At 41.8% G+C, this 23,996-nt stretch carries 30 protein-coding genes; 17 read left to right on the top strand and 13 right to left on the bottom strand.

Annotated elements, in window-relative coordinates; all coding sequences use genetic code 11:
* The 3 genes from H6G97_RS28930 to H6G97_RS28920 form a co-directional block, all read right to left on the bottom strand.
* Nucleotides 1-1,502: DUF3854 domain-containing protein (locus H6G97_RS28930; protein ID WP_190943978.1), on the bottom strand; the 1,502-nt coding region annotated here is incomplete at its 3' end.
* Between the two features lie 272 nt (nt 1,503-1,774).
* Nucleotides 1,775-2,500, bottom strand: a complete 726-nt coding sequence (locus H6G97_RS28925) for a hypothetical protein (RefSeq protein ID WP_190943981.1) — start codon at nt 2,498-2,500, stop codon at nt 1,775-1,777.
* A 141-nt stretch (nt 2,501-2,641) separates the two neighbouring features.
* Nucleotides 2,642-2,830, bottom strand: coding sequence for a ribbon-helix-helix domain-containing protein (locus tag H6G97_RS28920; RefSeq protein WP_069073851.1), 189 nt, complete (start codon nt 2,828-2,830; stop codon nt 2,642-2,644).
* Between the two features lie 236 nt (nt 2,831-3,066).
* Between H6G97_RS28920 and H6G97_RS28915 the strand changes: the two genes are divergently transcribed.
* From H6G97_RS28915 to H6G97_RS28875, 9 genes are all read left to right on the top strand, one after another.
* Nucleotides 3,067-4,182: a ParM/StbA family protein gene (locus H6G97_RS28915; protein WP_190943977.1), complete on the top strand. Its 1,116-nt coding sequence runs from the start codon at nt 3,067-3,069 to the stop codon at nt 4,180-4,182.
* Between the two features lie 3 nt (nt 4,183-4,185).
* Complete coding sequence (locus tag H6G97_RS28910; protein WP_179076110.1) at nt 4,186-4,419, top strand: hypothetical protein; 234 nt, start codon at nt 4,186-4,188, stop codon at nt 4,417-4,419.
* Nucleotides 4,416-4,640 carry a hypothetical protein gene (locus H6G97_RS28905; RefSeq protein ID WP_190943976.1) on the top strand — a complete coding sequence of 75 codons (225 nt, stop codon included), beginning with the start codon at nt 4,416-4,418 and terminating at the stop codon, nt 4,638-4,640. The genes H6G97_RS28910 and H6G97_RS28905 overlap by 4 nt, the downstream gene beginning before the upstream one ends.
* Entirely contained in the window at nt 4,637-4,912 is a 276-nt protein-coding gene (locus H6G97_RS28900; protein ID WP_190943975.1) for a hypothetical protein, read from the top strand. The genes H6G97_RS28905 and H6G97_RS28900 overlap by 4 nt, the downstream gene beginning before the upstream one ends.
* Nucleotides 4,884-5,078 carry a hypothetical protein gene (locus H6G97_RS28895; protein WP_206759132.1) on the top strand — a complete coding sequence of 65 codons (195 nt, stop codon included), beginning with the start codon at nt 4,884-4,886 and terminating at the stop codon, nt 5,076-5,078. Before H6G97_RS28900 ends, H6G97_RS28895 begins: the two co-directional genes overlap by 29 nt.
* Nucleotides 5,079-5,169: 91 nt before the next feature.
* On the top strand, nt 5,170-5,586 hold the full coding sequence (locus H6G97_RS28890) for a hypothetical protein (protein ID WP_190943974.1): 417 nt from the start codon (nt 5,170-5,172) through the stop codon (nt 5,584-5,586).
* Between the two features lie 8 nt (nt 5,587-5,594).
* Nucleotides 5,595-6,266, top strand: a complete 672-nt coding sequence (locus tag H6G97_RS28885; RefSeq protein WP_190943973.1) for a hypothetical protein — start codon at nt 5,595-5,597, stop codon at nt 6,264-6,266.
* Between the two features lie 70 nt (nt 6,267-6,336).
* Nucleotides 6,337-6,915, top strand: a complete 579-nt coding sequence (locus H6G97_RS28880) for a hypothetical protein (protein WP_199349733.1) — start codon at nt 6,337-6,339, stop codon at nt 6,913-6,915.
* Nucleotides 6,912-8,735 (top strand): hypothetical protein, encoded by a 1,824-nt coding sequence (locus H6G97_RS28875; RefSeq protein ID WP_190943972.1) that lies wholly within the window; start codon nt 6,912-6,914, stop codon nt 8,733-8,735. Before H6G97_RS28880 ends, H6G97_RS28875 begins: the two co-directional genes overlap by 4 nt.
* Nucleotides 8,736-9,447: 712 nt before the next feature.
* Here H6G97_RS28875 and H6G97_RS28870 read toward each other — a convergent pair.
* From H6G97_RS28870 to H6G97_RS28860, 3 genes are all read right to left on the bottom strand, one after another.
* Entirely contained in the window at nt 9,448-9,672 is a 225-nt protein-coding gene (locus H6G97_RS28870) for a DUF4351 domain-containing protein (protein WP_242055358.1), read from the bottom strand.
* 154 nt (nt 9,673-9,826) lie between these two features.
* The gene (locus H6G97_RS28865; protein ID WP_190943971.1) at nt 9,827-11,167 is read right to left on the bottom strand and encodes an alpha-amylase family glycosyl hydrolase; all 1,341 of its coding nucleotides are present in this window, start codon (nt 11,165-11,167) and stop codon (nt 9,827-9,829) included.
* Between the two features lie 460 nt (nt 11,168-11,627).
* Nucleotides 11,628-11,927, bottom strand: a complete 300-nt coding sequence (locus tag H6G97_RS28860; protein WP_190943970.1) for an HNH endonuclease — start codon at nt 11,925-11,927, stop codon at nt 11,628-11,630.
* 280 nt (nt 11,928-12,207) lie between these two features.
* Here H6G97_RS28860 and H6G97_RS28855 point away from each other — a divergent pair, with 280 nt between their 5' ends.
* The gene (locus H6G97_RS28855; RefSeq protein ID WP_190943969.1) at nt 12,208-12,690 is read left to right on the top strand and encodes a hypothetical protein; all 483 of its coding nucleotides are present in this window, start codon (nt 12,208-12,210) and stop codon (nt 12,688-12,690) included.
* An 8-nt stretch (nt 12,691-12,698) separates the two neighbouring features.
* Here the strand turns inward: H6G97_RS28855 and H6G97_RS28850 are convergent, their stop codons facing one another.
* Nucleotides 12,699-12,830, bottom strand: a complete 132-nt coding sequence (locus tag H6G97_RS28850) for a hypothetical protein (protein ID WP_190943968.1) — start codon at nt 12,828-12,830, stop codon at nt 12,699-12,701.
* On the opposite strand from H6G97_RS28850, the gene H6G97_RS28845 reads away from it, so the two are divergent.
* Nucleotides 12,825-13,037, top strand: a complete 213-nt coding sequence (locus tag H6G97_RS28845) for a hypothetical protein (RefSeq protein WP_190943982.1) — start codon at nt 12,825-12,827, stop codon at nt 13,035-13,037. The genes H6G97_RS28850 and H6G97_RS28845 overlap by 6 nt on opposite strands.
* 26 nt (nt 13,038-13,063) lie before the next feature.
* On the opposite strand, the gene H6G97_RS28840 is transcribed toward H6G97_RS28845, so the two are convergent.
* On the bottom strand, nt 13,064-13,444 hold the full coding sequence (locus tag H6G97_RS28840; protein WP_190943967.1) for a helix-turn-helix domain-containing protein: 381 nt from the start codon (nt 13,442-13,444) through the stop codon (nt 13,064-13,066).
* 100 nt (nt 13,445-13,544) lie between these two features.
* Between H6G97_RS28840 and H6G97_RS28835 the strand changes: the two genes are divergently transcribed.
* The 5 genes from H6G97_RS28835 (at nt 13,545) to tnpC (ending at nt 19,457) form a co-directional block, all read left to right on the top strand.
* Nucleotides 13,545-14,549, top strand: a complete 1,005-nt coding sequence (locus tag H6G97_RS28835; protein ID WP_190943966.1) for a tyrosine-type recombinase/integrase — start codon at nt 13,545-13,547, stop codon at nt 14,547-14,549.
* Between the two features lie 59 nt (nt 14,550-14,608).
* Nucleotides 14,609-14,860, top strand: coding sequence for a hypothetical protein (locus tag H6G97_RS28830; RefSeq protein ID WP_190943965.1), 252 nt, complete (start codon nt 14,609-14,611; stop codon nt 14,858-14,860).
* Between the two features lie 196 nt (nt 14,861-15,056).
* The gene (locus tag H6G97_RS28820) at nt 15,057-15,779 is read left to right on the top strand and encodes a ParA family protein (protein ID WP_114085444.1); all 723 of its coding nucleotides are present in this window, start codon (nt 15,057-15,059) and stop codon (nt 15,777-15,779) included.
* Nucleotides 15,772-16,596: a ParB/RepB/Spo0J family partition protein gene (locus H6G97_RS28815; RefSeq protein WP_190943964.1), complete on the top strand. Its 825-nt coding sequence runs from the start codon at nt 15,772-15,774 to the stop codon at nt 16,594-16,596. Before H6G97_RS28820 ends, H6G97_RS28815 begins: the two co-directional genes overlap by 8 nt.
* 170 nt (nt 16,597-16,766) lie before the next feature.
* Nucleotides 16,767-19,457: an IS66 family transposase gene (gene tnpC, locus H6G97_RS28810; protein ID WP_190943963.1), complete on the top strand. Its 2,691-nt coding sequence runs from the start codon at nt 16,767-16,769 to the stop codon at nt 19,455-19,457.
* A 316-nt stretch (nt 19,458-19,773) separates the two neighbouring features.
* Here the strand turns inward: tnpC and H6G97_RS28805 are convergent, their stop codons facing one another.
* The 5 genes from H6G97_RS28805 to H6G97_RS28785 form a co-directional block, all read right to left on the bottom strand.
* Complete coding sequence (locus H6G97_RS28805; RefSeq protein ID WP_190943962.1) at nt 19,774-20,427, bottom strand: DUF4276 family protein; 654 nt, start codon at nt 20,425-20,427, stop codon at nt 19,774-19,776.
* Nucleotides 20,424-21,512, bottom strand: a complete 1,089-nt coding sequence (locus H6G97_RS28800; RefSeq protein WP_190943961.1) for an AAA family ATPase — start codon at nt 21,510-21,512, stop codon at nt 20,424-20,426. Before H6G97_RS28800 ends, H6G97_RS28805 begins: the two co-directional genes overlap by 4 nt.
* 216 nt (nt 21,513-21,728) lie before the next feature.
* Nucleotides 21,729-22,073: a hypothetical protein gene (locus H6G97_RS28795; RefSeq protein WP_190943960.1), complete on the bottom strand. Its 345-nt coding sequence runs from the start codon at nt 22,071-22,073 to the stop codon at nt 21,729-21,731.
* Nucleotides 22,074-22,294: 221 nt separating this feature from the next.
* The gene (locus tag H6G97_RS28790; RefSeq protein WP_190943959.1) at nt 22,295-22,705 is read right to left on the bottom strand and encodes a hypothetical protein; all 411 of its coding nucleotides are present in this window, start codon (nt 22,703-22,705) and stop codon (nt 22,295-22,297) included.
* A 256-nt stretch (nt 22,706-22,961) separates the two neighbouring features.
* Nucleotides 22,962-23,441 carry a hypothetical protein gene (locus tag H6G97_RS28785; RefSeq protein ID WP_190943958.1) on the bottom strand — a complete coding sequence of 160 codons (480 nt, stop codon included), beginning with the start codon at nt 23,439-23,441 and terminating at the stop codon, nt 22,962-22,964.
* A gap of 356 nt (nt 23,442-23,797) precedes the next feature.
* Here H6G97_RS28785 and H6G97_RS28780 point away from each other — a divergent pair.
* Nucleotides 23,798-23,996, top strand: a 199-nt coding sequence (locus tag H6G97_RS28780; RefSeq protein WP_190943957.1) for a hypothetical protein, incomplete at its 3' end; no start/stop codon positions are given.

Below are 23,996 nucleotides of genomic sequence, written 5' to 3'. Positions count from 1 at the left end.
AGGTTTTTGATGATGTAGGGTTTTTCACCAGTCGGTCGCAAATTCATGAAAAACTCAATGGTCAAATCATCCAAGTGAGCATCAGCTAAAACAACCAGCTTGGCGTTGTAAACTAAATACTCAAGCACTTCCAGGATAGCCCCCCTGTGTTCTTTGCAGGTTTTTGACTTCAGCAAGTGAGCGAGATACTGGCAGGCTTCATCAATAAATAGAATGTCATAAGCCTGTAAATCATTTGCCATTTTATACAGAGAATCAACGGTAATGCTGAGAGCTTTTACCTGACCCCAGTCTCCGCAAGAAATCGCGGAGTACATTGCTGTTTGTAAGCGATCGCTGAGGTTTTTGAGCAGAGTGACCCGATGCCCATTGTTCAAAAAACTGAGTTGGGGGTTCTCTCTTCTGAGAACTGCCAAAATTTCAGTCTTTCCTGTTCCCATGTCGGAAACCAAACCAACTAACCCCGATTGAGGTAGGGAGTGTATTGCAAGCGAGAGGTAGCGAGTATTCACCGTTACATTGGGCTTATATTTATGGAGTCCCCTGGCACGATTGATGAAAAATCTTTGCTGGTATTCGCTCATTCTCAAGGCATCAGCAATCATCGTGGTCACGGCTTTGTCTGCCTTTTTACCCAAAGCTACAACCCAATCGTCAATTCCTTTTTCTGGCCCTGGCAGTAGCGCTACTTCACACTGCAAGCATTGTTCTACAATTGCAGAAGCTGTCCGGCGTGTAGCTTGAAAAATCTGCTGTTTGGTTTTGGGTTTGCTTTCGTAGTCGAACAGAACAACGAATTTACGACCCTTTTGAGTCATTGGGACTAAATCAGGGTGAAGTCGTTCTAAATCCTCCTTGCCCACTCGACCATTCCAGATTCCAGGGAGTGCGATCGCCACAAATCCCAAAGTTAGGAGACAACCTGCTTTCTTCTCGCCCTCTGTAAGGATTACAGGGATTTCGGGATGTGCCATTACCCAAGCCCAAAAACCTAACGCCTCTCCTTCTTCGGTAACGGTAATATGTTCTGGCATCGGCACGTTATACCGGAGTGATACCAACCGCCATAAATGTAGGGGCATTCTCAAGTAGGTAACTCGGTTGGGAGTTTTGGGTGGTGATTCGTACTTGACTGGCTTTTGAGTTTGCTGCTGTGTTGTCTTGTCCCATTCAAGGCGGGGGTAATCTGGTTTCATCCGTCCCCAGTCCATCGCCAACCAATCATTAAGCGGGTCAAGTCCACTGACCCACCATGCACCGGCTTCCGCGTGGGCATATCGTTTCAAGTAGCCATCACGCAGTCGCCCATCGTTACGTCTGGCAGTTTGAGGTAGGGCGCACAGCAGATATTCGTATACTGAGGGGCCACTAAGAGAGCGGACATTCAAAGCTGTTAACTTTGGGTCAACAGCACTGGCTAACCATTCATTCCAGTGGTTGACTTCTATGTGAGAGGGTCTTTGCGCCGATACTAAGTGATTAAATTGTTGTAATGGTGACATGAAAACTCATCCTCCTGAAGTGTGTTGGAGGAATTGGAGCTATCCCGAAAGTAATCTTATATACAAACGTTCAGTAATATAAGAACAAAATTACATAAAATTCCTGAAACGTTGTTTACATCTGGTAAGCCAGTGTTACATTGGCTTTACACCGAATCATGTACGATAAAATTACTATTAGGGATATTAATTAGGCCGTTCAAACCCGATAACCCCAATTCCCTTTGAAAACCCTGCTGTCCTACCGGGACGCGGGGTTTTCGTTGTTTTGCCTATGAGTACTTGGCTAAAGTCGCCTTGACAAACTCGATTACTTCCTCCTGTTGAATAATAAATGCAGTGCCTTTTCTTCTAAGAGCCAGAATTTTCATACTTCCAACTTCAGAATAAAGGTGTGAATTGTGATCAATAGCCGCCTTGGTGGGAGGCCATAAGACCAAAACTTTTGCTGAGGGCGTTTTTGTAGCTTCACGGGAAGACATTGCAAACAAGTCTCTGTTCTTGCTTAACCACTTCTCGTAATCTGCTAACTCAAGCAGTGGGCAAGGGTTCCACACTTTTAGCCCATGTTTGTCTTTCCTCTTGATCTGCAAAACCTCTCTAGCTTCGTTGTAGACAATCTCCTTATCTCCTATTGAGCGAATCGAGATAAACAGGTGAACTTTTCGCTCAAATCTCACAAACAAGTCGATAGGATTCTTGTCCTCTAGCTTTAGCACTGGAAAGACTTGTATCCCCTGGCTTTTAAACTCATCCAAAAGCAGGGCTGTTAATTTTTCCAGCCGTGCAAGTTTTTGAATTCTTATCAATGGCTTGTAAGCCAATGCAAAAGCTGCCCAGCCTACCGGAGTAATGAAGCCGCCTGTAGCAAGTGCAGTACCGCTAATCGCCAGAGCCAAAGCGGATTCGTAGTCTTTCGCCTCCCTAAGCATCTCTAATGCCGGTTCGTTGTACGGCGGGAGTTGAAAATCGGTTGGTAGGTCTTTCACAGTAGTCATTGGAGACACCAAAAATTTGTTTCGGTTGCTGACTAATCTCTCATCGGTTACAAGGTCAAACTTCTTTTCATCTAGGTTATCTGGTTGGTTTTTATCGGTTATGTATTTTGCTTGGGCTAAGTTCAACTGAGAGTGATCACCCTAATCTTCATCCTGTTTTTTTAATTTGGTTTTTTTTGTGTGTCTTGCCGTGAGCGCTTCCGAAGCAAGAAGTTTTACCATTTGACTCATAGAGCGTTTTTCAGTTTTTGCTTCAGCAGATATTAAGTCGTAAAGTGCTAAGTCATCTTCATCTGTGAAATAAATATTTAATCTTGTTCCTGTGGGCATCGTAACACTGTCTGGTGTTTGAATAACCCTATTGTCAGTCTAAACCTCTCACTTGTCACTGGTGTTAAACAGTGTTATAATAACACTACAAGCCAAAAAACGCCACAAAACAAAGGCAATAGAAGCCAGAAAGTGACGCTTTGGCTAACCCCTAACTGGATGTGCGGATTTAAGAGGATTCAGCCTCTAAATTCTCCAAAGCCAGAAGAACCAAGACTTTAACAAACAACAGAACCATGACAACCGTATATTCCAATGCCAAAAACTGGCTAGTTCAAGCAGACTTGTTAGCCAAATCAGGGCTAACTGACCTCACAGGAGGTAAAGACTCAGGTGCAGGGTATGGCAAGGCAATCATCGGTGATTTTTCGATCATGATGCCAGCCGTATACTCACTTGTTCGCAACCGAAACATCATGCACCACGAAACCATCTCAAAAGATGGGGCATGGGTTCGTTATGTAGAAGGTTCACGCCTGGACTTAAAAGATATTCAATTCTTTTGGGGCAGTGCTGCTTTAGCGCAAAGTGACCACACCCTGTTACACGAGGATAAAGCGAAAAAAGCAGAACTGGCACTAGAAAGCATCCTTGCAGACTTAGCAGTTCTCAATGTTCCCGATGGGGTCAAACTTTCGATTAGTTTGAGCAATCACAACCCCGAACGCTGGGGCCAAGAGATTAAAGGCCGAGTCGAAGGGACTCACACTTTTGAACATCTGCACCCTGTAACCCGTTCCATTGTCACCAAAACAGTTGAAATCGTAGCCACAGGCATTTACCCCGAAGGGTTTGGCAGCATTGCCCACTGCTTATTTGGTGAAGCATCCCTGGTACTTGACCCGTCAGAATTAGCGATCGCACTCGATATCGGTTCATCAACGTGGCTTGTAACTGTCTTTAACGGCAGTGGTGCAGTGATTGACCGTCACTTGATTGAAGGTGGAGCAGGTGAACTGCACAGCATGATTGCCCGATCTCTCGACAAGCGAAACGACCGAGTGAGTCTGCTGTCCAAGGATGTGAAGCACTTACCCAGCTTGGTGAACCAGGGGATTATCGAAGGAACCTTCACTTATGGAGGCAACCACTTGACTGGTAAGAAGTTTGAAACCGAGTACAGCCAATGCCTAGACGAATGGTGGAGTAACAGGATTGAGAAATTCGCCAACTTTGTGACTGCTGGCAATTATCTAGACCGCGCTAAATACCTTGTCGCCTGGGGTGGGGGTGTTTCCTTGCCAGTGGTGGATCAGAACCTAGCCGATTTAGGTTTTGTGGTCTTGAATAATCCCCAATTCATCAATGCCTTGGGGTTGAAACTATTAACTCAAATTGCAAGAGGAGCTTAATCAATGAATTACGAATCTCGGCGTATAACCATCTCCTACTTAGCAGTAATTGAATTGTGCAAAATGTTTGATTTACCTCAAGATGCACCGACACAAGCATTATCAGCAGGTGTAGAGAAACTGATTTTTCAACACGGTAATGTACAACCATCGCCCAAAGTTGAAACAGCGCAATCTACACAGCCCAATAAATCAGCACTTAGCGCAATGGTCACTAATTTCAAAGGGGCAGCATGAGCAAAGCCAGATTTAGAAACACGGTTTTAGGCATTGGAGCAACAGCAGCAGCGTTAGCCCTTGGCTACTTCGGAGTTCAGCAGCTTGGCAGAAACAATATGTTCATTATCGCCGCAGCTGTCGGGGGTGCAGGGGCCATCAGCTATGTACTGCAAAAACCGAGTCAGCCAGAAGCGCCAGCCGCACCAATCAAAACCCAAAGGAAAGGAAAGAAGTTATGAGCGACCGAGACACCCAAAAGACACAGCCAAGCCTAAAAACAACCGAAATAATGACCATCATCCTGGGTTGCGAACAGACTCTTAGGTTTGTGCAAGCATCGCCAAATTATCAACAAATCGAAGCCTCCGAGCGGTTCAGTACATCGAATGACTTAAAAATAGGTGATGCTGTCCAAGCCTTGATGGAGATTCACGAAGCAATCCTAAATATCGAGTTCTACTCCCAAGTTGAGGGACAAACAAATGCTTTCAATGACAGCCTTGCAACGTAACCACCTCTATGAATTCCGTGGTCAACAACTGCGCTACAGCCATCGCTCTAATTGTCGAGTCAATGCCCCTTTCATTTTCAATGACTCGAAAGGCAAGCGAAGAGAATTAAGCCAAAACCAAGTGCAGAGGGAGGTTTTTGAATTAAATGAGTTTTGTGAGAACTGATGATGAAGCGATTGCCCTGACCGAGCAAAGTAAGTGCAATCGCCCCATCCGAAAGTGCATCAAGTACACATCGTTACAAGGATTCTAACAAATGGCACTAGATTATAGAAATCCCAATGATTGGGGACGCTGTTCTTTGACTGATAATGCTTTGAAACTCCAGCAATTTAAGGCTCTTAACCCAACAGCTACGAAGCGCGAAATAAATATTTTTCTTTGCAGCCTTTACTTACCCCTCACAGGAACGGAATTCTTAGCAACTCATGAAACCATTGATGATCATCCATACTCTGCTGCATTTGGTCAATTCTTGGGTAATGGGATTGACGCGGACATTGCGAATATCTTGGCATTTGGCTATAAGCGATTTGATTTAATCTCTGATGATTTTGACGACCCCATAAGGCAACTAGCAACGAGAATTTATAGCCGATTTGAAGAGATGGGTTACTGGGATAAGTTGCCCCAATCATCCAGCAATATCGACTATGACTACATCCCTTATTAGGAGATAAAATGGCACGTAATTTTGGAGCAGCAAAACTCAAAAACCATATTCACAACAATGCCCCCGGTACGTTAGGAGCAATGGGCAGACTGTTTGATGTCTCAGAATCGGACTTCAACAAAGCCCTCCTTGGCGACCAAACGGTAATCACCAAAATTGCAGATATGGCGCGACTGTCTGACACCGCTAAGGCTAATCTGCCTAAAGCTTTGGAGGCATATCGGAAAATCATTGAAACCACAGGGGACGTAAACCAAGCTTATGCCGAACTGGTGCAACTGACCCAGAAGCACGGAACGCAAACCCTGAAAGCTATCAACACCAGTAAGACAGTCGAGCAGCGTTTCAAAAATGAGATGACCGAGATGCAGGCGGAACACGTCAACGCCACTACTGCCGAGGCAACCCGTCACGCTCAACGCTCATCCTTGATTCAGATATCGGGGGCTACAGCCGACCTCATGGCGATCGCAAAATATGAGGCTGATTTAATCAAAGCTTCTAACAAACTCCCAGAAGTCCAAGACGCAGCAGATAGAGCTTATGAAACTGCGGTAACTAGCGCACTGTGGACAAACGGTAGTGAAGCGAAAACCGACCGCATACCCAAGCCCAATTACTCGCGCACTGCTGGGATTGGCCGAGTAGGGCAGTGGTTCCGCAACTTCATGGGCATCTAACCATAGTTAGCTAAAAGCCAGTAGTGCCATTCAACTCTGGCTTTTTCTGTTTCACCCACGCGAGGTAAACATGAATGAAATTGATTCCCTATTATCACAGTTCCAAAATACCAGTGAACAGTCCACACCGTTAATGTGGGGTGAAACTACTTCAGAAAAACCGACCCCAGAGAGCGAAGATGGCGAACGGCTAGAACAGTCTATTCGTGATGTCTTCAGTAACAAACAACTGCTAAACAAAGCACTGGCTACATTCCTGGGCGTGTTTACTGCCAATGCTGGAGTCAGCCTACTCACAACTCTTGGAATAGGTGCCATTGCTTCTGGCACATTGGGCAGCATTGTACTGGGGCTATTCTTCGCCAATACCCTGACCAAGCTTCACTACGACGGACAAATCCACATTGACAAAGATTTTTTGGTAGCGACCGCCCAAACCGCAAGTGTAGGGGCTTCGTTGTGGATTGCCTTTGATGAATATAGGGCAGTGTCAGAAGCAACTAATACAGGTAAGACACGCTTCTATCAGGAGGTTAAAACCTACGAAGTTAAGCCAGCTCCCAAGAGTGAAATACCTTGGGGCTTGATTGGGGTAGGTGCTTTTGTGTTGTTGGTGATTGCAGCAATCGTCAGGGGAACAAACCAATGAAACGCAAACAATTTGAAGAATACTTGCGTTCAGGAACAGCCAACAATATTACTGTGGGGGTGCTGGCGGCCATCGGGTTGATTTGTGGGGCAAAGTCATTTACTGGCACTCAAATTAGTTTGGTTGAATATTGCTTCATCCCCGAAACACTCACTAATCCGGTTAACCGTCAAAGGTACTGCACTCCCAACAAGCGTTACATAATGCCTGAATCGGAGTTTTATGCCTCTTCTTATGCCCCAGCTAACCCAGAGTTTCAACGTGATAACTTCCTGCCCACCAAAGCTACCCGCTTAAGAATAATCCCCCCAAGTAACCCTGATAAGGCTTTGCGGGGATTAGCTTCAGTGTTTTTTCTAGGAGGAGCTTTTACCTTATCCAAAGCTAGGGAATGGCGATTGCTACAACTAATGCCCTCAGTTAGGGAAGAAATTCGTAGCAATTGGTTAATTTCTAAACTTTGGTCAGGGTTAAGGCTCCATAAGGAAGCATATAGCGCCCAACTAGATTACGAATTCCACCAATGGACGGAGAATAGACGGGTAAGAGAAGCGCAGTTGTCAAAAATGACACCGCAAGAGTTAGCCATCTTTCAGGAGCAAGTGAGGTTAAGGGCAGAAGCCGAAGCACAAGTGCAACTGCAACAGGTAACTGGACAGCCAGCCGCAGCATTGCCGGGGCAATCAATGCAGGATATTGCTAATCCTGGGGATAAGGTTGAGGGAAGCTCTCAAGAGACGTTACAACAAAATACTGCCCATAGCCTTGACCCATCAGAATCTCTTGCCCTAAATACTTTGCAAGCCCTAGCCAGAGCAGATAGTTCCACTGCTTTAGTCGCCGCACCAGGAAGCGGTAAATCAGTTACCCTCAATTACTTAATTCAGAAAATCTTGGCGGATTACAAGAGTGCTGATATCTGGGTAATCAGTGCTAAGAATGATAGTTTTTGCGGTTTACGGGAGAAGGAGCGGGTAATTGTCTTTGACGGGGAAAACCCAGACCTAGCCAAAGAGGTAATTGACAACTTTTACACCGACTACAAACAGCGTAAACAGCTACCAGAATCACAGCGCGAATCCTTACCGCCATTGATTCTAATTCTGGATGATTGGTTAGTGATTGCTGACCAATTGAGCAAGCATTACTCTGACTGGAATTATGGGGGTAAATTACTCGATGTTTTACTAATTGGTAGAGAGTTTAATACTAAGTTTATTGCTTCCCTACAGTCTTTTAATTTGGCGGCTTTGGGCATTGAAAAGATGGATGCTCAAACGAGAATGTGTTTGAATTTATTGTTGCTAGGTAACAGGTATATCAAGAATGGAAGGGAGCAAGAATCTTATGGGGTGCTGGAACTGATTTTAAATAGAGGTGACATTATTCCAGGTAAGCTTGAGCGGGAGCAAATTAAATCTAAATACTTGGATATTAAAGCAGTCTCTTATCAAAACTTACGTCCAGTTATGATTGCTTCCGTTGGCGGTTTTGTTGTGGCATTGATGCCTAAATTATCTAATCAAGTCAATTCAATTGCTTCGGAGCAGGAATATCTAGATAGAGTGTTTGACCTGGAATTTAATTTAACTGCTACTCACCCTCATCACCCCAAGCCATTATCTGAAGTAGCAAAAAAGATTTATGAATACTTCCAAAATGTCAAGACTAAAACACCAAAAACATTACGCGATTTGAAGAAAGCAGATAGGTTATCCGGCTATTCAGAGTCAGAATTAATTGATGGTTTAGCTGAATTAGTTAAGACTGAGAAGGTAAATTCTGACGCTCCTGATAGCTACTCCCTACCTGATTGGTGAAAGGACTGCCGTGATGCCGTGGTCATAAAAAGGGATGTTTTACAGGCTTTTCTGAGTGGACACGGCATACGGCACAATCACGGCAATCCCCACCCTGTATAGGTCGTAGCCTACGGCACTGCTACGGCAGCACGGACACCCACGGCAGAAGCATCAATAATAAGTCCGTAAATGGCACGTCAAGAACCGTTATGAGGCGATAAAAAGAGGGGCGATGCTTGGTTATATCGACTATAACTTGATTATGAATGAATGATTTATCGGTGAGGATAGCGAAAGGATTAAGTCGGATATTGGTGGTAGTTAACTTTTCTCTATCTTCCTTCTTAAGAGCGGCTGGCTACCTACCCATGTTCATTACCCTTCTTTAAAAAAAAAGCCTTTGGTGATGATAGACAGAGATTCTGTCGAACATCTTTAAGTTCTGCGTTTAGCTTGTTCACTCAACTGCTAAAGAGTAAATAATCAGTTAAAAATTAATACTCTTGCTGGCTCTTACGGTGGCTCCCGCCTAAAGGATAGATTTTTGTAGTGTAGAATCTACAGAATATTCAAATCTTTTGAACAGAAACAAACCGTACTGAAGATTACGATTAAAGATAAGAAATTATAGAAGTAAACAGCCCATGATCACCAAAGAAGAAATTACCAGAAGCGGGAAATTTGGAGTTTCAAGGCTGACTTGACTGTTGCTGTAGCCAAGTTACGCTCATCAGCTATCGATGAAATTCCCACTCTTCGCCCTACCTAAAGCTTCTAACTGTTCCTTACTTAAAACTTCGACTTGCTCAACAATTGACGCATCAATATTACCAAAGCGTTCTTCAAGTAAAGACATACAAAAATTTTGAGCTTCAAGTTGCTTCCCTTTATGTAAAATATCAGGATATTTTACCGATTCAAGCATTACATCCTCGCTTAAAAATTGACGAATCAATTCCTTTTCAAACTTTAAACCAGCTAAAATCCCCGCATCAAAAGTATTACTATTTCTCTTGAACTGTCAACTGAGGGATGCTGCACCAAGTAGTTCAAGCTAAAATTTTCTAAAGTTCCAGTACAAGTTAGAGAATTTAGTTCCTGTTTTATATCTATATAGAATGTAACTCATCCTCTAACCACATTTGAGCAGTTCTGGGAGGGATATATAGAGTAAAACGATTACCCGAAAGTTTCATCCGATGCTTGTGAATTGAATCTGTATAATTTCCTGGATTTTTTAAACCCCAAGTATTAAATTCAACCCAATTCTCTGTTCCACCTTTATTAATGGCAACAATTCCCATATTTCCTCGACGGAACACTAATACAGTATCGCTTTCATATAAGATTGCCATCGGTTCTCCATGAACGGCATTATGAAAACTAATCATGCTGAAAATATCTGGTCGTTCGGTAATCTTTGTCCATCTATCTCTGTCTTCAGGATGTTTCCCAACTGATTCATTCTGGTCAGAAAATATTAAAGGAACTCCTCCATCTTTTCCCAGGATATAAGCATAAGCCAAATGCTCATCCTGTCGATCTAATAACCAAGTGCGAAAACCATCGTTATAGGGAATGTCATGATTAATAACAAAAGTTACTGCCCGATGCCAAGGCAGGGCATTGTCCTCAGCTTCGGGATGAGCTAGTCTTCTTAATGAGCCACCAATACGAAACGCCTCTCTAATAGTTTGGAATAGAGGAAAATCGTAGGCAGATATCCAAGTTTCTCGAATAAAGGGATCGATAAAAATATTTTCATCGTGATCGCTACCAGTCAAAACTTCGCCAAATAGATACTTAGAAGCTATCTGTTCGCAATCAGCAAAATTATCAATCATCCTTTCCGTCATGTGTTTGATTGCATCAATACGAAAACCATCAAAACCCATATTTGCTAAAGCAACAAGCATATTTCGTTGTTGTAATAAAACCCAAGGTGAATCGTTCAGATCGGGTAAATCACTTAAATTACCAAATATAACTCTGTCTCGATTAGACCATTCATGATTTTGAATATTGCTAGTTTGATTAAAATCCCAAGGCGAAAACAGACCTTCGTTTAAATTACCATATAAAAGATTATCTTTAAATGTTGGATCAGTTCTATATTTATTAAGTTCGGCTTCACCTGGAAAATTTAATCGTTCCGCTCTACTTTCATTAGCCATGTGGTTAATGACTATATCAGCATAGACTCGAATTTTAGGATCAGTCTCATGACATTTCTGAATCAAGTCAAGAAGTTCTTGTTTTCCTCCCAAATGAGATAAAAGAACTCGATAATCTTTCGGTTGGTAACGTTGCCACCATTGGTCGCCATTTTTATCTGAGTATAAGGGCGGAGGAATTAGGATTGCGCCATAACCAGCATCATGAATTTTATCGACTGCATTGATAATATCTTTGTATTTACAATTAAAAGCATGAAAAATTACATCGCGCATAGTTTTTATTCCACATATTGCTGTTTATTTCAGCATAAGAATAACAATAGTAAAGAACTACAAAGTCTAAGCACAGCATTCCAGATAAAACTAGAAATTCTTTTCCAAGCGGTTGCCCACATCTTTTAGTTGAATCGTCGCTTGTTATCATCTGTTTAAATTAAAGTTTATAAACAATATACCAGCTAGCTCTACAGGTATTCCCGTTGCCAGGAATACTGCCCCCTGTCATGGCGATCGCTTTGGACTCACACAAGGGACTCATACTATGGTATTTATGACTTGCAATTTCCGAGTGAATTCTGAAGGTAGAAATAGCAAATCAACTTAAACCGTTAAAAAATCTGGAATTGTTCATGGTATATCTGTATCCAAAAAGAAATTTGTATACAGCACCCAGCCATGCCCCAGGACTATTCCGCTCAAATGGAGTTTAAACGGAATTAGGAAGATACAACTCTCAAAATAAAGACAATTGTCCTGGCGATACATTTCCCCTGCGTCGGGTATGAAAACTCAGGTGGCAAGCTGTGCATAACGCATATAAATTTTCTCGACGATTATCTTCTGGCAGGAAATTAAAATGATGCACTGTTAATGTTAATGCCATCCTAAGAGAACGGGAAAGTTCGGACGTATCATCACCGGGACGAATACATTGCAACTGACATTTAGAACATCGCCAGTCCACAGATTGTTTGACTTCCAGAGCGATATCTGACCAGTTTTCTGGATAACGTTGCTGTGATTTAGAAGGCATTTTCTGATTCTAAAAATGCGTAGCGATTTCACTACCAGTTATTGAATAAGATTAATCTACTATAATTAGTCACTTTATTAATTTTTATCACTCGGAATCCTTCAACATTCCCGTCAACAATTCCGACATCTCCCACAGGTATTTATTCCGGTTGTCATTATAAATTGATTTTGACAGGGAGCGGACAGAAGTTACTCTTAAAGAGATTGGGGTAGTTCATTAAAAGTCAGACAAAGGGATAAAATCGGGAGGAAATAGAAACACGATCAGGTCAGGGACAATGAGTTTTGAAGAAGAATATCAAGATGTGCTGCACAATATCGAAAGTGCTATCGTCATGTATTATCGAGAACATCCAGATTTGATTGACGCTGAGGTTGAGGCAGCACTTGAGTGGTTGAGCAAGTCCTACAGTGCCGAAGCTCAGGGAAAGACCAGCTCTTACCGAAAGCCAAAAGGAAACTCAGCCCTGGTCGTGGAGGCGGTCAAAGTGGTATGTGACTGGCGGTTGGGACGAGAAAAGTTGCCAGCGACCGATGAAAAAGGAAAGAGAGTTGAGTTAGATATAGAGAGTAAGACCCCATCCGAGATCGTCGCCTGTCTCAAGCGGATTAAATCGTCGATCAAGTTGTGGACGAAAAAGGGAGGACGACAAGGATATCTCAATTTTGTCAAGCAGTACATTCCTCAAGAAGCGACCTTTGTGAAAAAAGAAAAAAAGAATCCGCTCTCAGCCCTGTTGGGCTTATTCAAGAGACAGTGACAACTGTGCTAAAATCTGAGCGTTGAGACAGCCGATTCCAAATCTTCATCCAGCACCTCTAAGTATTTTTGCAACGCAGATAAGGTTCTATGACCGGAAATTTTCTGGATTACCTTTAGCGATACTCCAGACCTGTGCATCTGCGCCAAGCAAGTGCGGTGGAAGCTGTGAGTACTAGCTATTGTGAAAACTGGAAAGTGGTTACTGGTGGTGAATCTGTTATTGCTAAAATAACAAATTGCCTCAATTTTTTCTACTACAGCACTGTTCAAGAACTGGGAGTAGAGCGGGTGGCGACAGCGGAGTGTGGGGGGCGGGCTGCTGAGTCTTTGGCACTCCACGAGTAAATTATTGCCCGTTCCCCACACTTTTATTAAGCTGAATTTTTCATTAAAGAGTATGGTTGGATCAACACCTCCGCCGGAATCCCCAATGAGGAATGCAAACGCCGAATCATCTCCAGTGTAAGCGGTTGCTGGCGATTTAAAATGTCTGTAACCTGTCCCAGACTTCCAATAATAGGTTCCAAATCATTAACGGACAAACCACGGGATTCGAGATAATATAAAATAGCATCAATCGGCTCTGGTGCAACAATAGGGTGATGCTGTTGTTCGTATGCTTCTACCAGCGTCGTTAAAACTTCTAAGAGATTGCACTCTGGTGTATTAGGTTCTGCATCAAATAATCTTTCAATTTCATCAAGTGCAGCACGATAATCAGCTTCGGTTCGGATGGGACGGGGTTTGAGCATATACGCTACCTCAAATTGTTGTCGCGTCTATGGCATCAGGTAAGATTAGCAAAGTTGCGATAATGGTGCTTTGGGCAACTGTACTTAGCTGAAGGAGACTATGGATACAACTATCACCACTGGAGGGGAAATACTGGCGGCTGATAATACGCTAGTACCGCTGGACTCGGCGACGTTATCCACAGCACCGGACGTGATGGCGCGGTTGTTGTTGGGGAAGCGCTCTCCTAATACTCAGAGAGCCTATGCCAGAGATTTGCAAGATTTTTTTGATTATGTTGCCAAGAAGCCACCCACTCCTTCTTTAGTAACACAGTTTCTCAAATTGGAGCAAGGTCAGGCGATTAATGTTGTCAGTCAGTATAAAGAAAGCCTGATGAATAAAGGACTTTCGGAGGCGACTGTTAATCGGAGGTTGTCTGCAATCAAGTCTTTGGTGCAGGTAGGGCGGGTGTTAGGGGTGTGTAATTTTGTGCTGGATGATATCGGTGGGGAAAAAGTCAAGGCTTATCGAGATACCAGTGGTGTAGCACCGGAGGCGATCGGCAGCATGATGAAGCTGATTGATACTAGCACCGTCATCGGCAAGCGCGACTATGCGATCATGCGATTACTCTGGGACAATGCCCTACGGCGGAATGAAATATGTCAACTGAATATCGGCGACTTTAACGCCAGTGGTGGCACTATCTCTATCTTGGGCAAGGGTCGGGGGACGCAAAAGGAAACTATCAAACTCAGCCGCAAAACCATAGAGGCGATCGCTGACTGGTTGATTGCCAGCAGACGCACTAAAGCTAAATCAAATGAGCCTCTGTTTGTGGCGCTGGTTGAACATTTTAAGGGAAAGCGTCTGACTGGGGAATTTATTCGCAAGTTGGTGGATACTTTGGCACAACAGGCTGGTATTCCTAAGAAGATGTCGCCGCACCGCATTCGGCACAGTGCTATCACCAAAGCCACTGAGGTGTTTGATGGTGATTACCAAAAGGTGCAAAAGTTTAGCAGGCACGCCAATATTAATACTGTTTTGAAGTACGACGATAACCGCAAAAAACAGGAGTTTCAAGCTACTATTACTGATACGCTTGCTGACCTATTTTGAGTCAGTCTGAAAAGAGTTAAAGACGCTAAAATTTACAGCAGTTGATAAGGGTTAGCTTGATGAGTCCGTCACTTGAAAAAATTTTAAGCGAGATTGAGCAATTAACTCCAGAGGAGCAATTGACAGTGATGGGGCATTTGGTGGAGCGTGTGAAGAAACATATCACTCAAGCGCAACCAAAACGCAAGTGGAGCGATTTAAAGGGTATAGCACCCTATCCGCTATTGGGTGAAGATGCGGCTAAATGGGTTTCGCGGACTCGACGGGAAGGAGATGAGCATCGAGAACGGTTGTTGCAAGGAGAGGAATGAGGATTAGTGATGCTGTTTTCTGGAGTTGATCGCTTATTTCTCGATACAGCACCCGTAATTTATTTTGTAGAACGCAATCCGCAAGAGCCACACGAAAAGCTATAATTCTATTCTTGAATTTTATGGTGCTACCTTAGCGACCAGGCTTCAACGCAATTCTGATTCGCCTTAATTGGAGCGTGTTACGATTTTGGCTATGACTCACACATGCATTGCAGTTGCAGCTCGTAAAGGAGGCGTAGGCAAAACGACAATTGCCTGTGGCCTTGCTTCTGTTCTAGCCAGTCAGGGACGAAAAGTTTTAGTTATCGACCTTGACCCACAGTCAAATGCAGCCTACGTATTAGGCACAAATCCAACAGCAGCTGGAACTGCTGAACTTCTTGTTGGTGGTTCACCTGACCCTTTAGAAGCTGCTCCTAGACTTCACGTCTTACCAGGCGGGCCGGATTTGGCAGGACATAATATTCAGTTACTAGATCCTGAAGATTTGGCAGATATCGTAGCATCAATGGCTTACGATGTTTTTATCTTCGACTGCCCACCAGGTGTTGAATCTCTAGAGCGACTAGCGTTAGTTGCTGCTGATGTTGCATTAGTCTGCACTGATGCTCACCCTCTGGCAGTAATGGGAGCCGGACGAGTCCTCAACGAGTTGAAGCTGCGACAGCAAAAAGGACGCAGAGGGGCAAAACGCTGGGCGGTGGCACTGAGCCGGATTGACCTGCGTCGGTCAATGGATCAGGCGCTTGACCAACAACTCTCTAATGCTTACCCATCTATTAAGCGTTTAATTGTGCATCAAGACTCATCTTTAGCGTGGGCTGCTGCTGAACGAGTTCCCCTTATGCAGTACGATGCAAACTGCAAGGGGGCAAAAGATTTACAAGCGATCGCGGAGTGGGTGTTAAATGGCTAAACGACGGACAAACAGCGAAGCTTTATTTGCAGAAGCCACGGCGACAGCTGATGCCATTCATGAGCTTGATCAGGCAACGGCAGCTAAAGTCGAACAGGAGCGTGCCCAAAGAAGCAAAATTCCTCTGGCTCAAATTCATCCCAGAGAGGCAGATACCAGGCCAATTCGACCTGAGCATGTTGCTGATTTGGCAGATTCTATTGCTGCATTGGGGCTAATTGAACCCCTTGTGGTTGATTGTAAGGGAGTATTGCTGGCCGGAGCGCATCGACTAGCAGCAATTCAGTTACTTAAGGAAGCTAAGGAAGAAGCCTATGCCCAACAGTTTCCTGAAGATATGGTTCAGGTTCACATGATGGCATTTGATGCTGAAAACGAACCTGAACGGGCGCTACAGGTGGAACTGGCAGAAAACGAGAAGCGGGTTAACTATACCCGTGACCAGATTGAACGACTTGCTGAACGCTTACGAACCTTGAATTACAGGGAGATTCGGGGTCGTCCGCGAGAAGGAGAGAAAGCATTAGGCCCGGCTTTAGCAGTAGCAATCGGTGTCTCTACCCGTTATGTACGCAAGATACTGAAAGAGCAGCGACAAGAAGAATCTGGCGAAGAAAATAGGAACTCAGTTCCTATTTTTCAGAAGCTCAAGCTACTTAAGAGAATTGAGGCTGCTACACAAGATTTGGTAGCACTACTAGAGTCAGAGCAACCTACGCGTGCAGAGCAGTCTTTATCTAAAGCTATTCCCACTTTTCTCAAAGCTGTAAAGGATAACATTAATGAAGCAAAAGTGGCGGTTAAAAGTCGGAAATGAACGCGCAAAAGCTTTAATTGTAAGGATTGAGATAGCCAATCTCTCGCAACGTTCTTGCGCGGTTGAGGGTTCAAGAGATTATTTAACGTCGCCTCAATCTAGAAAAAGTACTAGCTTACATCAGCTCTTTTAAAATAATAATTAGTTGCGCCTAAGACACAACTTATATCATGAATGTTGTAATAACTTCTGAGATTTTAAAGGCATACTCTCTATGTCCTCGGAAAGCATATTTATTAATGTATGGGCAAGAACAAGGAAAACTGCACGAATATGAAAAAATATTGAGCAAGCATCAACTTGTAAATCAGAATAAAAAATTGGAGTCACTTAAACAGAAATACATCAATGCATATACTTATAATCAAGAGAAATTCAAACATGAATATGAGTTTTTAATTGATGTCAAGCTAGTTTTTGATAGATTACAGGCTAATTGTCCAGTTTTAACTAAAGTCGATAAACATAATTATGAAGCGATAATTTTTATAGGAACACACACTATAAATAAGATAGATAAATTAGAATTATTCTTTATTGGTTACGTATTGTCTAAAACTCAGGGACAGCTACCTGATACGGGTTCTATTATTAATGTAGCTGGTAAGGTAAATAGACTAAAACTTGAGAAAAGTCATAAAGTTATTGCACCACTACTGAACCCATTACAACAGTGGCTAGAGTTTTACCCAAACGAGCCATCTATTGTTTTAAATAAGCACTGCCCTATATGTCAGTTTAGCGAGCAATGCCATGCAAAAGCCATCCAAGAAGACAACTTAAGTCGTTTGAACCATGTGACTCTTAAAACAATCCATCAATATGCAAAAAAAGGCATTTTTACAGTCAATCAACTCTCGTATCTGTTTAAGCCTCGTAAGCGTAAGAGACGGACTCGAAAGCCACATCTTGTTCTATATAAACCTGAATTACAAGCTTTAGCTATCAGAACAAATACAATATATTTACAAGAAAAGCCAGAATTATCTCGTTGTTCGATTGAGATATTCTTAGATATTGAGAGTATTCCAGATCAAGAAATTTATTATTTAATAGGTTTAATAATTTCTCAAGACTCAAAAATAAAAAAATACAGTTTTTGGGCTAATAATGCTTTTGAGGAGGAAAAGATATTTAAACTATTTTTAGCTTTTATTAATCAATACCAAAATGCTCCTATTTATCATTATGGTAGTTTTGAACCACAAGCTTTAAAAAAGCTAACAAAAAGATATAGCATAGAAAACAAAGAATTTTTCAACCGATTAATTAACATTAACAGCTACATTTATGGGAAAATTTACTTTCCTGTTTATTCAAATAAATTAAAAGAACTTGGAAAATATTTAGGAGCAAAATGGACATCATCTGATGCTTCAGGTTTGCAAAGCCTTGTATGGAAACATATTTGGGACGAAGAAAACAATAATAAATATAAGGATAAGCTGCTGCAATACAATATTGAGGATTGTATTGCACTCAAGTTAGTGACAGATAAAATCACCGAGATAGGAAAAGCTGCAAATACACTCGAAGGAGTTGATTTTGCTGATGAAAGGAAGCAACAACTATCAATATCTGGACAAGAAGCAATTACTCAACTTAAGGATATCCTAAAATTTGCTCATTTTAATTATGATAGGAAAAAAATTAGCTTTCAACCCAAAAAACAGGTAAACCGACTTAAACAAGGGAAAGCAAGGTCAGGAAAAGTTAAGCCTAAGCCCTTTAAAATTGTATATGTAGAGCCAGAGCAAGTATGTGAGCAATGCGGCTATGACCAGCTAAAACCGAAAAAAGAAGTTTCTAAAAGACTTATTACTGACCTGAAGCTAACAATATCTGGTATTAGAAAAACCATTACGGAATACATGGGCAATAAGGTGTATTGTCCAAAGTGTCTAAAAAGTTATTCCCCACCAAGCCTTCGTAAGTATAAAGGGAACCAATACTATGGTTTTGGACTTAGAGCTTGGGCAATTTATCACAGAGTAGCTTTACGATTACCTTATGAGGGTATAACTGAACTTTTAAACGAGCAATTTCATGAAAATGTATGGCATGGTAGAATCCCAGATTTTATAAAACAATTTGCACAATACTATAAGGAAACTGAACAGAATATTTTGATAGAACTGCTTAGAAGTCCTTTTATTCATGCTGATGAAACTAAATTGAATATCGGTGGAATTAACTGGTATTGTTGGGTTTTCACAAATGAAAAATATGTTATTTTCAAGCTTCGTGAAACTAGAGAATCTGATTTTCTACATGAGTTTTTGAAAGATTATAGAGGTATTTTAATTACTGATTTTTACTCTGGCTATGATTCTCTAGATTGTGAACATCAAAAATGTTGGGCACATCTAATTCGAGATTTAAATGAAGACTTGAATAATTCTCCGTTCGATATAGAATTGGAAATGTTTGTATTACAAATAAAGAACCTACTTGTTCCTATAATGGAGGCAATCAAAAAATATGGGCTAAAAAAGAGACATTTGAAGAAATTCATAACAAAAGTTGACAGTTTTTATCAATTAAATATTACAGACAAAACTTATAATTCTGAATTAGTTATTACATATCAAAAGCGTATTTTAAAATATAGAAATAGTCTCTTCACATTTTTACAACATGATAATATTCCCTGGCATAACAACACAGCAGAAAGAGCAATTAGACCTTTAGCATTGCAACGAGATAGGTCTAGTCCTCTTGGTGAAACAGTTACTCCAGATTACTTAACTTTGCTGAGTATTCAACAAACTTGTCGTTTTCAAAGTATATCATTCTTTAAATTTTTGTTTTCTGAAGAAACAGATATTAACCAATTTAAGCTTAGAAAGCGTAAACCCTAAAGATGATCTAAGGCAATTAATTTTACCTTTGATTACTCAAGTTTTAGGCAGATATACCAAAGACATTATAAAGCTAAGTCCTGTATTAAAATAATTATTTTTCTTTGAAAAAAGTATATTTTTTAGATATCGTAATAAAACTCTTGTAGAACAGTAACTGATTGTGGTAGCCCCTGCCTTAGAAGCGATTCTAAGTACTCTTCAGATGTTTTGGGGGATTTATGGAAAGCACCATTTGATACCGAGTTTGAGTCTTTTGTTTTTGAACTAAGAAAGTTAATTATACCAGTACTTGAAACAGTGGAAAAGTATGGACTTAAAGGACTGGAATTATGCTTTCAAGCCGCAACAACCATCGGTTAAAATGCTGACACTCCTGACGTATCGTATCCAGCCCAATATCGATTGCAAGCAGGGAACCATGTAGTGGTTTATCGTATCCATTGCAACAATTGCGAATGCGTTTTGATGGCGCGGTTAGGGGATTATCGTTAATATGTTCAGGTGAAGGAAAAGCATTGCGCTCGTCTTGCAAAATACTCGCGACACTTTCATCGAACCATGCAGCAAACGCTTGTGGATTGCTGTACAATAACCCCTCAAACTCGTGAACCAGCAAATTCGGGATAAAATTATCGTGACCGATATCCTTACCCATTTCTTGTTCCAGATGTTCAGCCTTCTGAAATGGGTCGCTGGTTTTTAGACCTGAACCGCTTCCTGGAAAATCATTGGGCAAAGCGTACATATCAAACATTGTGGTGACAAATGCCGTTTTATCTTCAAGGCACTTGCGATGTAATTGCGGTTTGATTTTCGCATAACTCACCACACCACCCTTTCGCGTTGTGCTGGTTTTTACCAGAATCGGGTTGAGGTAGATGTTTTTCTCCTGGAAATACCCGTACAGCAATTCCCTGACGAATGTTTCTTCGGTTTGCCCCTCTACGAAAATATTGACTCGAATCATCGTGAAGGTCTCCCGCCCAAGACGTTCTTCTTCCACAACTCACCCAAGCTATAGTCCTCAAGCCATGCCTCCAAATCCTGCCCATTCAATCTGCGAAGCGACGATCGCCCCTCCAAGCGGTCAACAACAATAACATCCGCAGCATCAAATTCGTTAAGCAATTCCACGGACTGGGTTGAAACAATTACCTGTTTGGCAGTAGTACGTATCAATGATGCCAGGACAGTAATGGCATAGGGATGGAGACCCAATTCCGGCTCATCAACCAAAATTGTCTCCGGCTGAAGCTCTTCGGGTTGCAAAAAAACCGTTGCTAGACACATAAAACGCAGCGTGCCATCCGAAAGCACATGCGCCTTAAAGGGAACATCCTGCCCCTGCTCGAACCATTCCAGTTCGATAAATTCCTTGTTTTGCGGGGAAGGACGCAGGTAAAAATCCCCAAAGAACGGGGCAACAAGCCGGATGGTTTTGACTATTTTCTGATAGGATGCTGGGTAACTGTCACGCAACAGATATAAGAAAGCCCCAAGATTCCGTGCATCGGGACGCAGGTAAGCATTGTCATTGATACCGTGCTGCTGCTTGACATACGCGCTATCGCTCGTGTCATGAAAATGATAAACCCGCCATTGTTTCATGACAGGCACCACGTCACTATCAATTTTTGTCGCAGTAGCGCTTAGAGCCAGCGTTTCAAAATGCCCCTTCCCTATTTCACGCTCACCACTCATGTTCCACCAGAAGGATTCCCTGGCGAACATCAGGCGATTGTCCTGGGTTGGTTCTAAGGTGGCGAAGTACCCATTATTGCCGAAGTATAACTGAAACTCCAATTGTTCCGTGGTTTTCCGCCCAAAGTGCAACAGGGCATCGGGACTACCCTGACGGCTGACAAACACTTGCAGGTTCAAATCGAGCAACTGCTGCACCAGGCGAAAAAAGCCAATAAAATTGGATTTTCCCGCCCCATTAGCGCCAATCAAAACATTCAGTTTGGAGAGTTCAAGGTCACACTTGGCGATAGACTTGAAACCTTTCAAAACTATTCTTGACAGTTGTTTATCACCAATATTACCCGTCATGGAACAGTCCCCCAATATCCAGGCTTGTTATCTGCTGGCTTCATATACCCCTACCCCTATTCCCAGAGTTTATTTAGCAAAGCATCTGGCTCAGATAATCACCAAAACGCTTGATATGACTGGTAAAAGAAGGACTTAAAGCCGTTAAATCCTCTCGTTTCCAGAAAAAACCTTCTTTTCTTAGCTAAAGCAAAACCTCAGTTAAATCAACCACAGTCAAGAATTAAGCGTTGCTAAAAGTTCTTCTTTTCTTTTTTCTAATTCAGAGATTTTCCGGTTCAAACTTCGGATTTCTGTATTGATTTTCGATAATTCAGCTTTGTGCTTTTGATTTTTTAGATAATCTGACCCATATTTTTCAATGACAAAATCTTCTACCTCATTCCTTAAGAGTTTGAAGCAGGGATTTCCATATAAAGTGTTGTGCCGATATTGCAATTTTCCTGATTTGATAGCCTCAAGAATTTCTGCTAGATCAAGGTTAAATTCTTTTTGGGCTGTTTTATCGCTCAGAGTAGCTCCCTTTTGCCCCCAAGGGGAATTGTCTTCTTCATGATTCATATTTGACTTAGCTTAAAGAACAATGATCCTACTTTTTAACTTAGAGTAAGCGGTACTGTTACTCCAAGTGTCACTCTTAGGCAAAGTAATGAATAAAGTACCGAATGTCATTAACAATTTCAATAGATTTCGGAAATGTCTAATATATAATGACCCGTTATTTACTGCCTTAGACTTACACAATTATGAGCATCAGCTAACTTGGTATTGTTGAAAATCTATTATGGGAGCAATTTTTGCTCTAAGAAAAACGGTTTTTGGGTGCCAGATGAAATCTTAACTCCATTAACTGAGATAATATTATTCGCTAAATTGTCTGCCATCATTGGAAGCAGACGTTCTATATTCTTTTTGTACGAGTCTTGCCATAATTGGGCTAGTTTCTCTCTCGCATCTTCATTTACATAAATAATTTTCTCTTTGGTTATCAGTACCATTGCCACATATCCTGAATTTTCTGTAACTGCAAATACAAGCTCTTCCTGGTCTGCTTTTAGACCTTTATACCAGTAGTTAATATGTTCTTTTAATTCGTATTCAAAAAGTTCATATTCCATCTTGGCATCTTGCAGCAATGCTTTCCGTAGTAAAGTTTGTATCTTTTTTTTCATAACATTATTGTTCTTATTCATTGAGTTAATTAGCTCGACATAATTAAGTATAAAGCTCTAGTGCTAAGAGACTTCTCAACCACCTCACCACAGTAAGGGATTCCACGAATGACTAAATTAGTGGAATCGGCAATTGAAAGTGCTTCTATCTCTGCCAATATCTCATGGCAGAAGTAGAAATTATATTGCTCGCGCCGCCCCTGTGTGTTTGAGCATCTGTCAACGATTTTTCATCTGAAGAAGGCAGTTTTTCTATTTCTTGCCACTACAGTTGTGTTTATCTGTCTTCATTGAGGTACTTAAGCAGAGTTTCAATTTGCTGAACAGAATAGACGTTAATTGGGAGCATGGGAGTATCAGAGCCAGCAAGGATAGCTATTACTCGATAAGTATTGTAGTCTATATTTTTGAGCTTTTGTATCAGGCGTAAGCCCAGAACTGGAGTATTACACCGGGATTTAATAAAAGTTTCAATGTCGGAGCGGAATGTAACTTCGACACCAACCCCACCAGAAAACTTTAGAGCTTCAGAGAAAACAATTCCTGGCTCAACTATAGTTTTAGCTTTTGTCAAGGCGATGAAAAAGGTGGATTTAAAATCATCAGGCATCCTATGCAGTTGGGCTTTTGTGGTTGCCAATGCTTCATCACTTACATATCCAAGGCTAATTTCTGAAGGTATGGGGCATTTTTCTAAATTAACTCGTGAACCGTAAACATCGCCCAAAAGCTGTTTTCTGCGTTTAGCTTCTCCCATACTTTATCCCCTGTTACTACCATCAGTGTCTAACTAGAATACTAGCCAATGCTGCAAAGTCCAAAGCGATCGCACTTCGCTGTTATTGATTGAGAATACAAAACTGCTCTCAAGTTTTGACAAGAGAGCAGTAGCAGCATTAGCTATAAATTTATATGGGGCTTCATAGATTCAATGCCCCGGTTACTGTATATGTGGTTCGGTATGTAGGGATATACAGCTTACATGGTAGCAAGTTCCGAAAAAAAATCATGTTCTTTACAGAGAATTCATGAATCGCACAGGAAGAAGCGGTAAACTTCATACCTCAATAGAAAATTCTACAATGATTTGTGTAGGTGCGAAGAGTCCCAATAATGATTAACCCCAGCAACGAGCCAGCCAAGCCGAAAAAAATCATTACGATCATTCCTAGCGGGCAACTCACTGAATCTATACCAGATACACAGCCAGAGTCAGATAAGAGTGATAGCACTTCGGAACCGGAAAACTCTTCTATATTTCAGGCGATTGGGGTAATTGCTGGCACTGTGGATCTCAAAGCCAAACCTCATC

It is taken from the genome of Nostoc flagelliforme FACHB-838 (assembly GCF_014698065.1).
GTDB classification, from domain to species: Bacteria; Cyanobacteriota; Cyanobacteriia; order Cyanobacteriales; family Nostocaceae; genus Nostoc; species Nostoc flagelliforme_B.
Note: the sequence above shows the minus strand (reverse complement) of the source record. Positions and strands in the feature narration are given on the sequence as shown.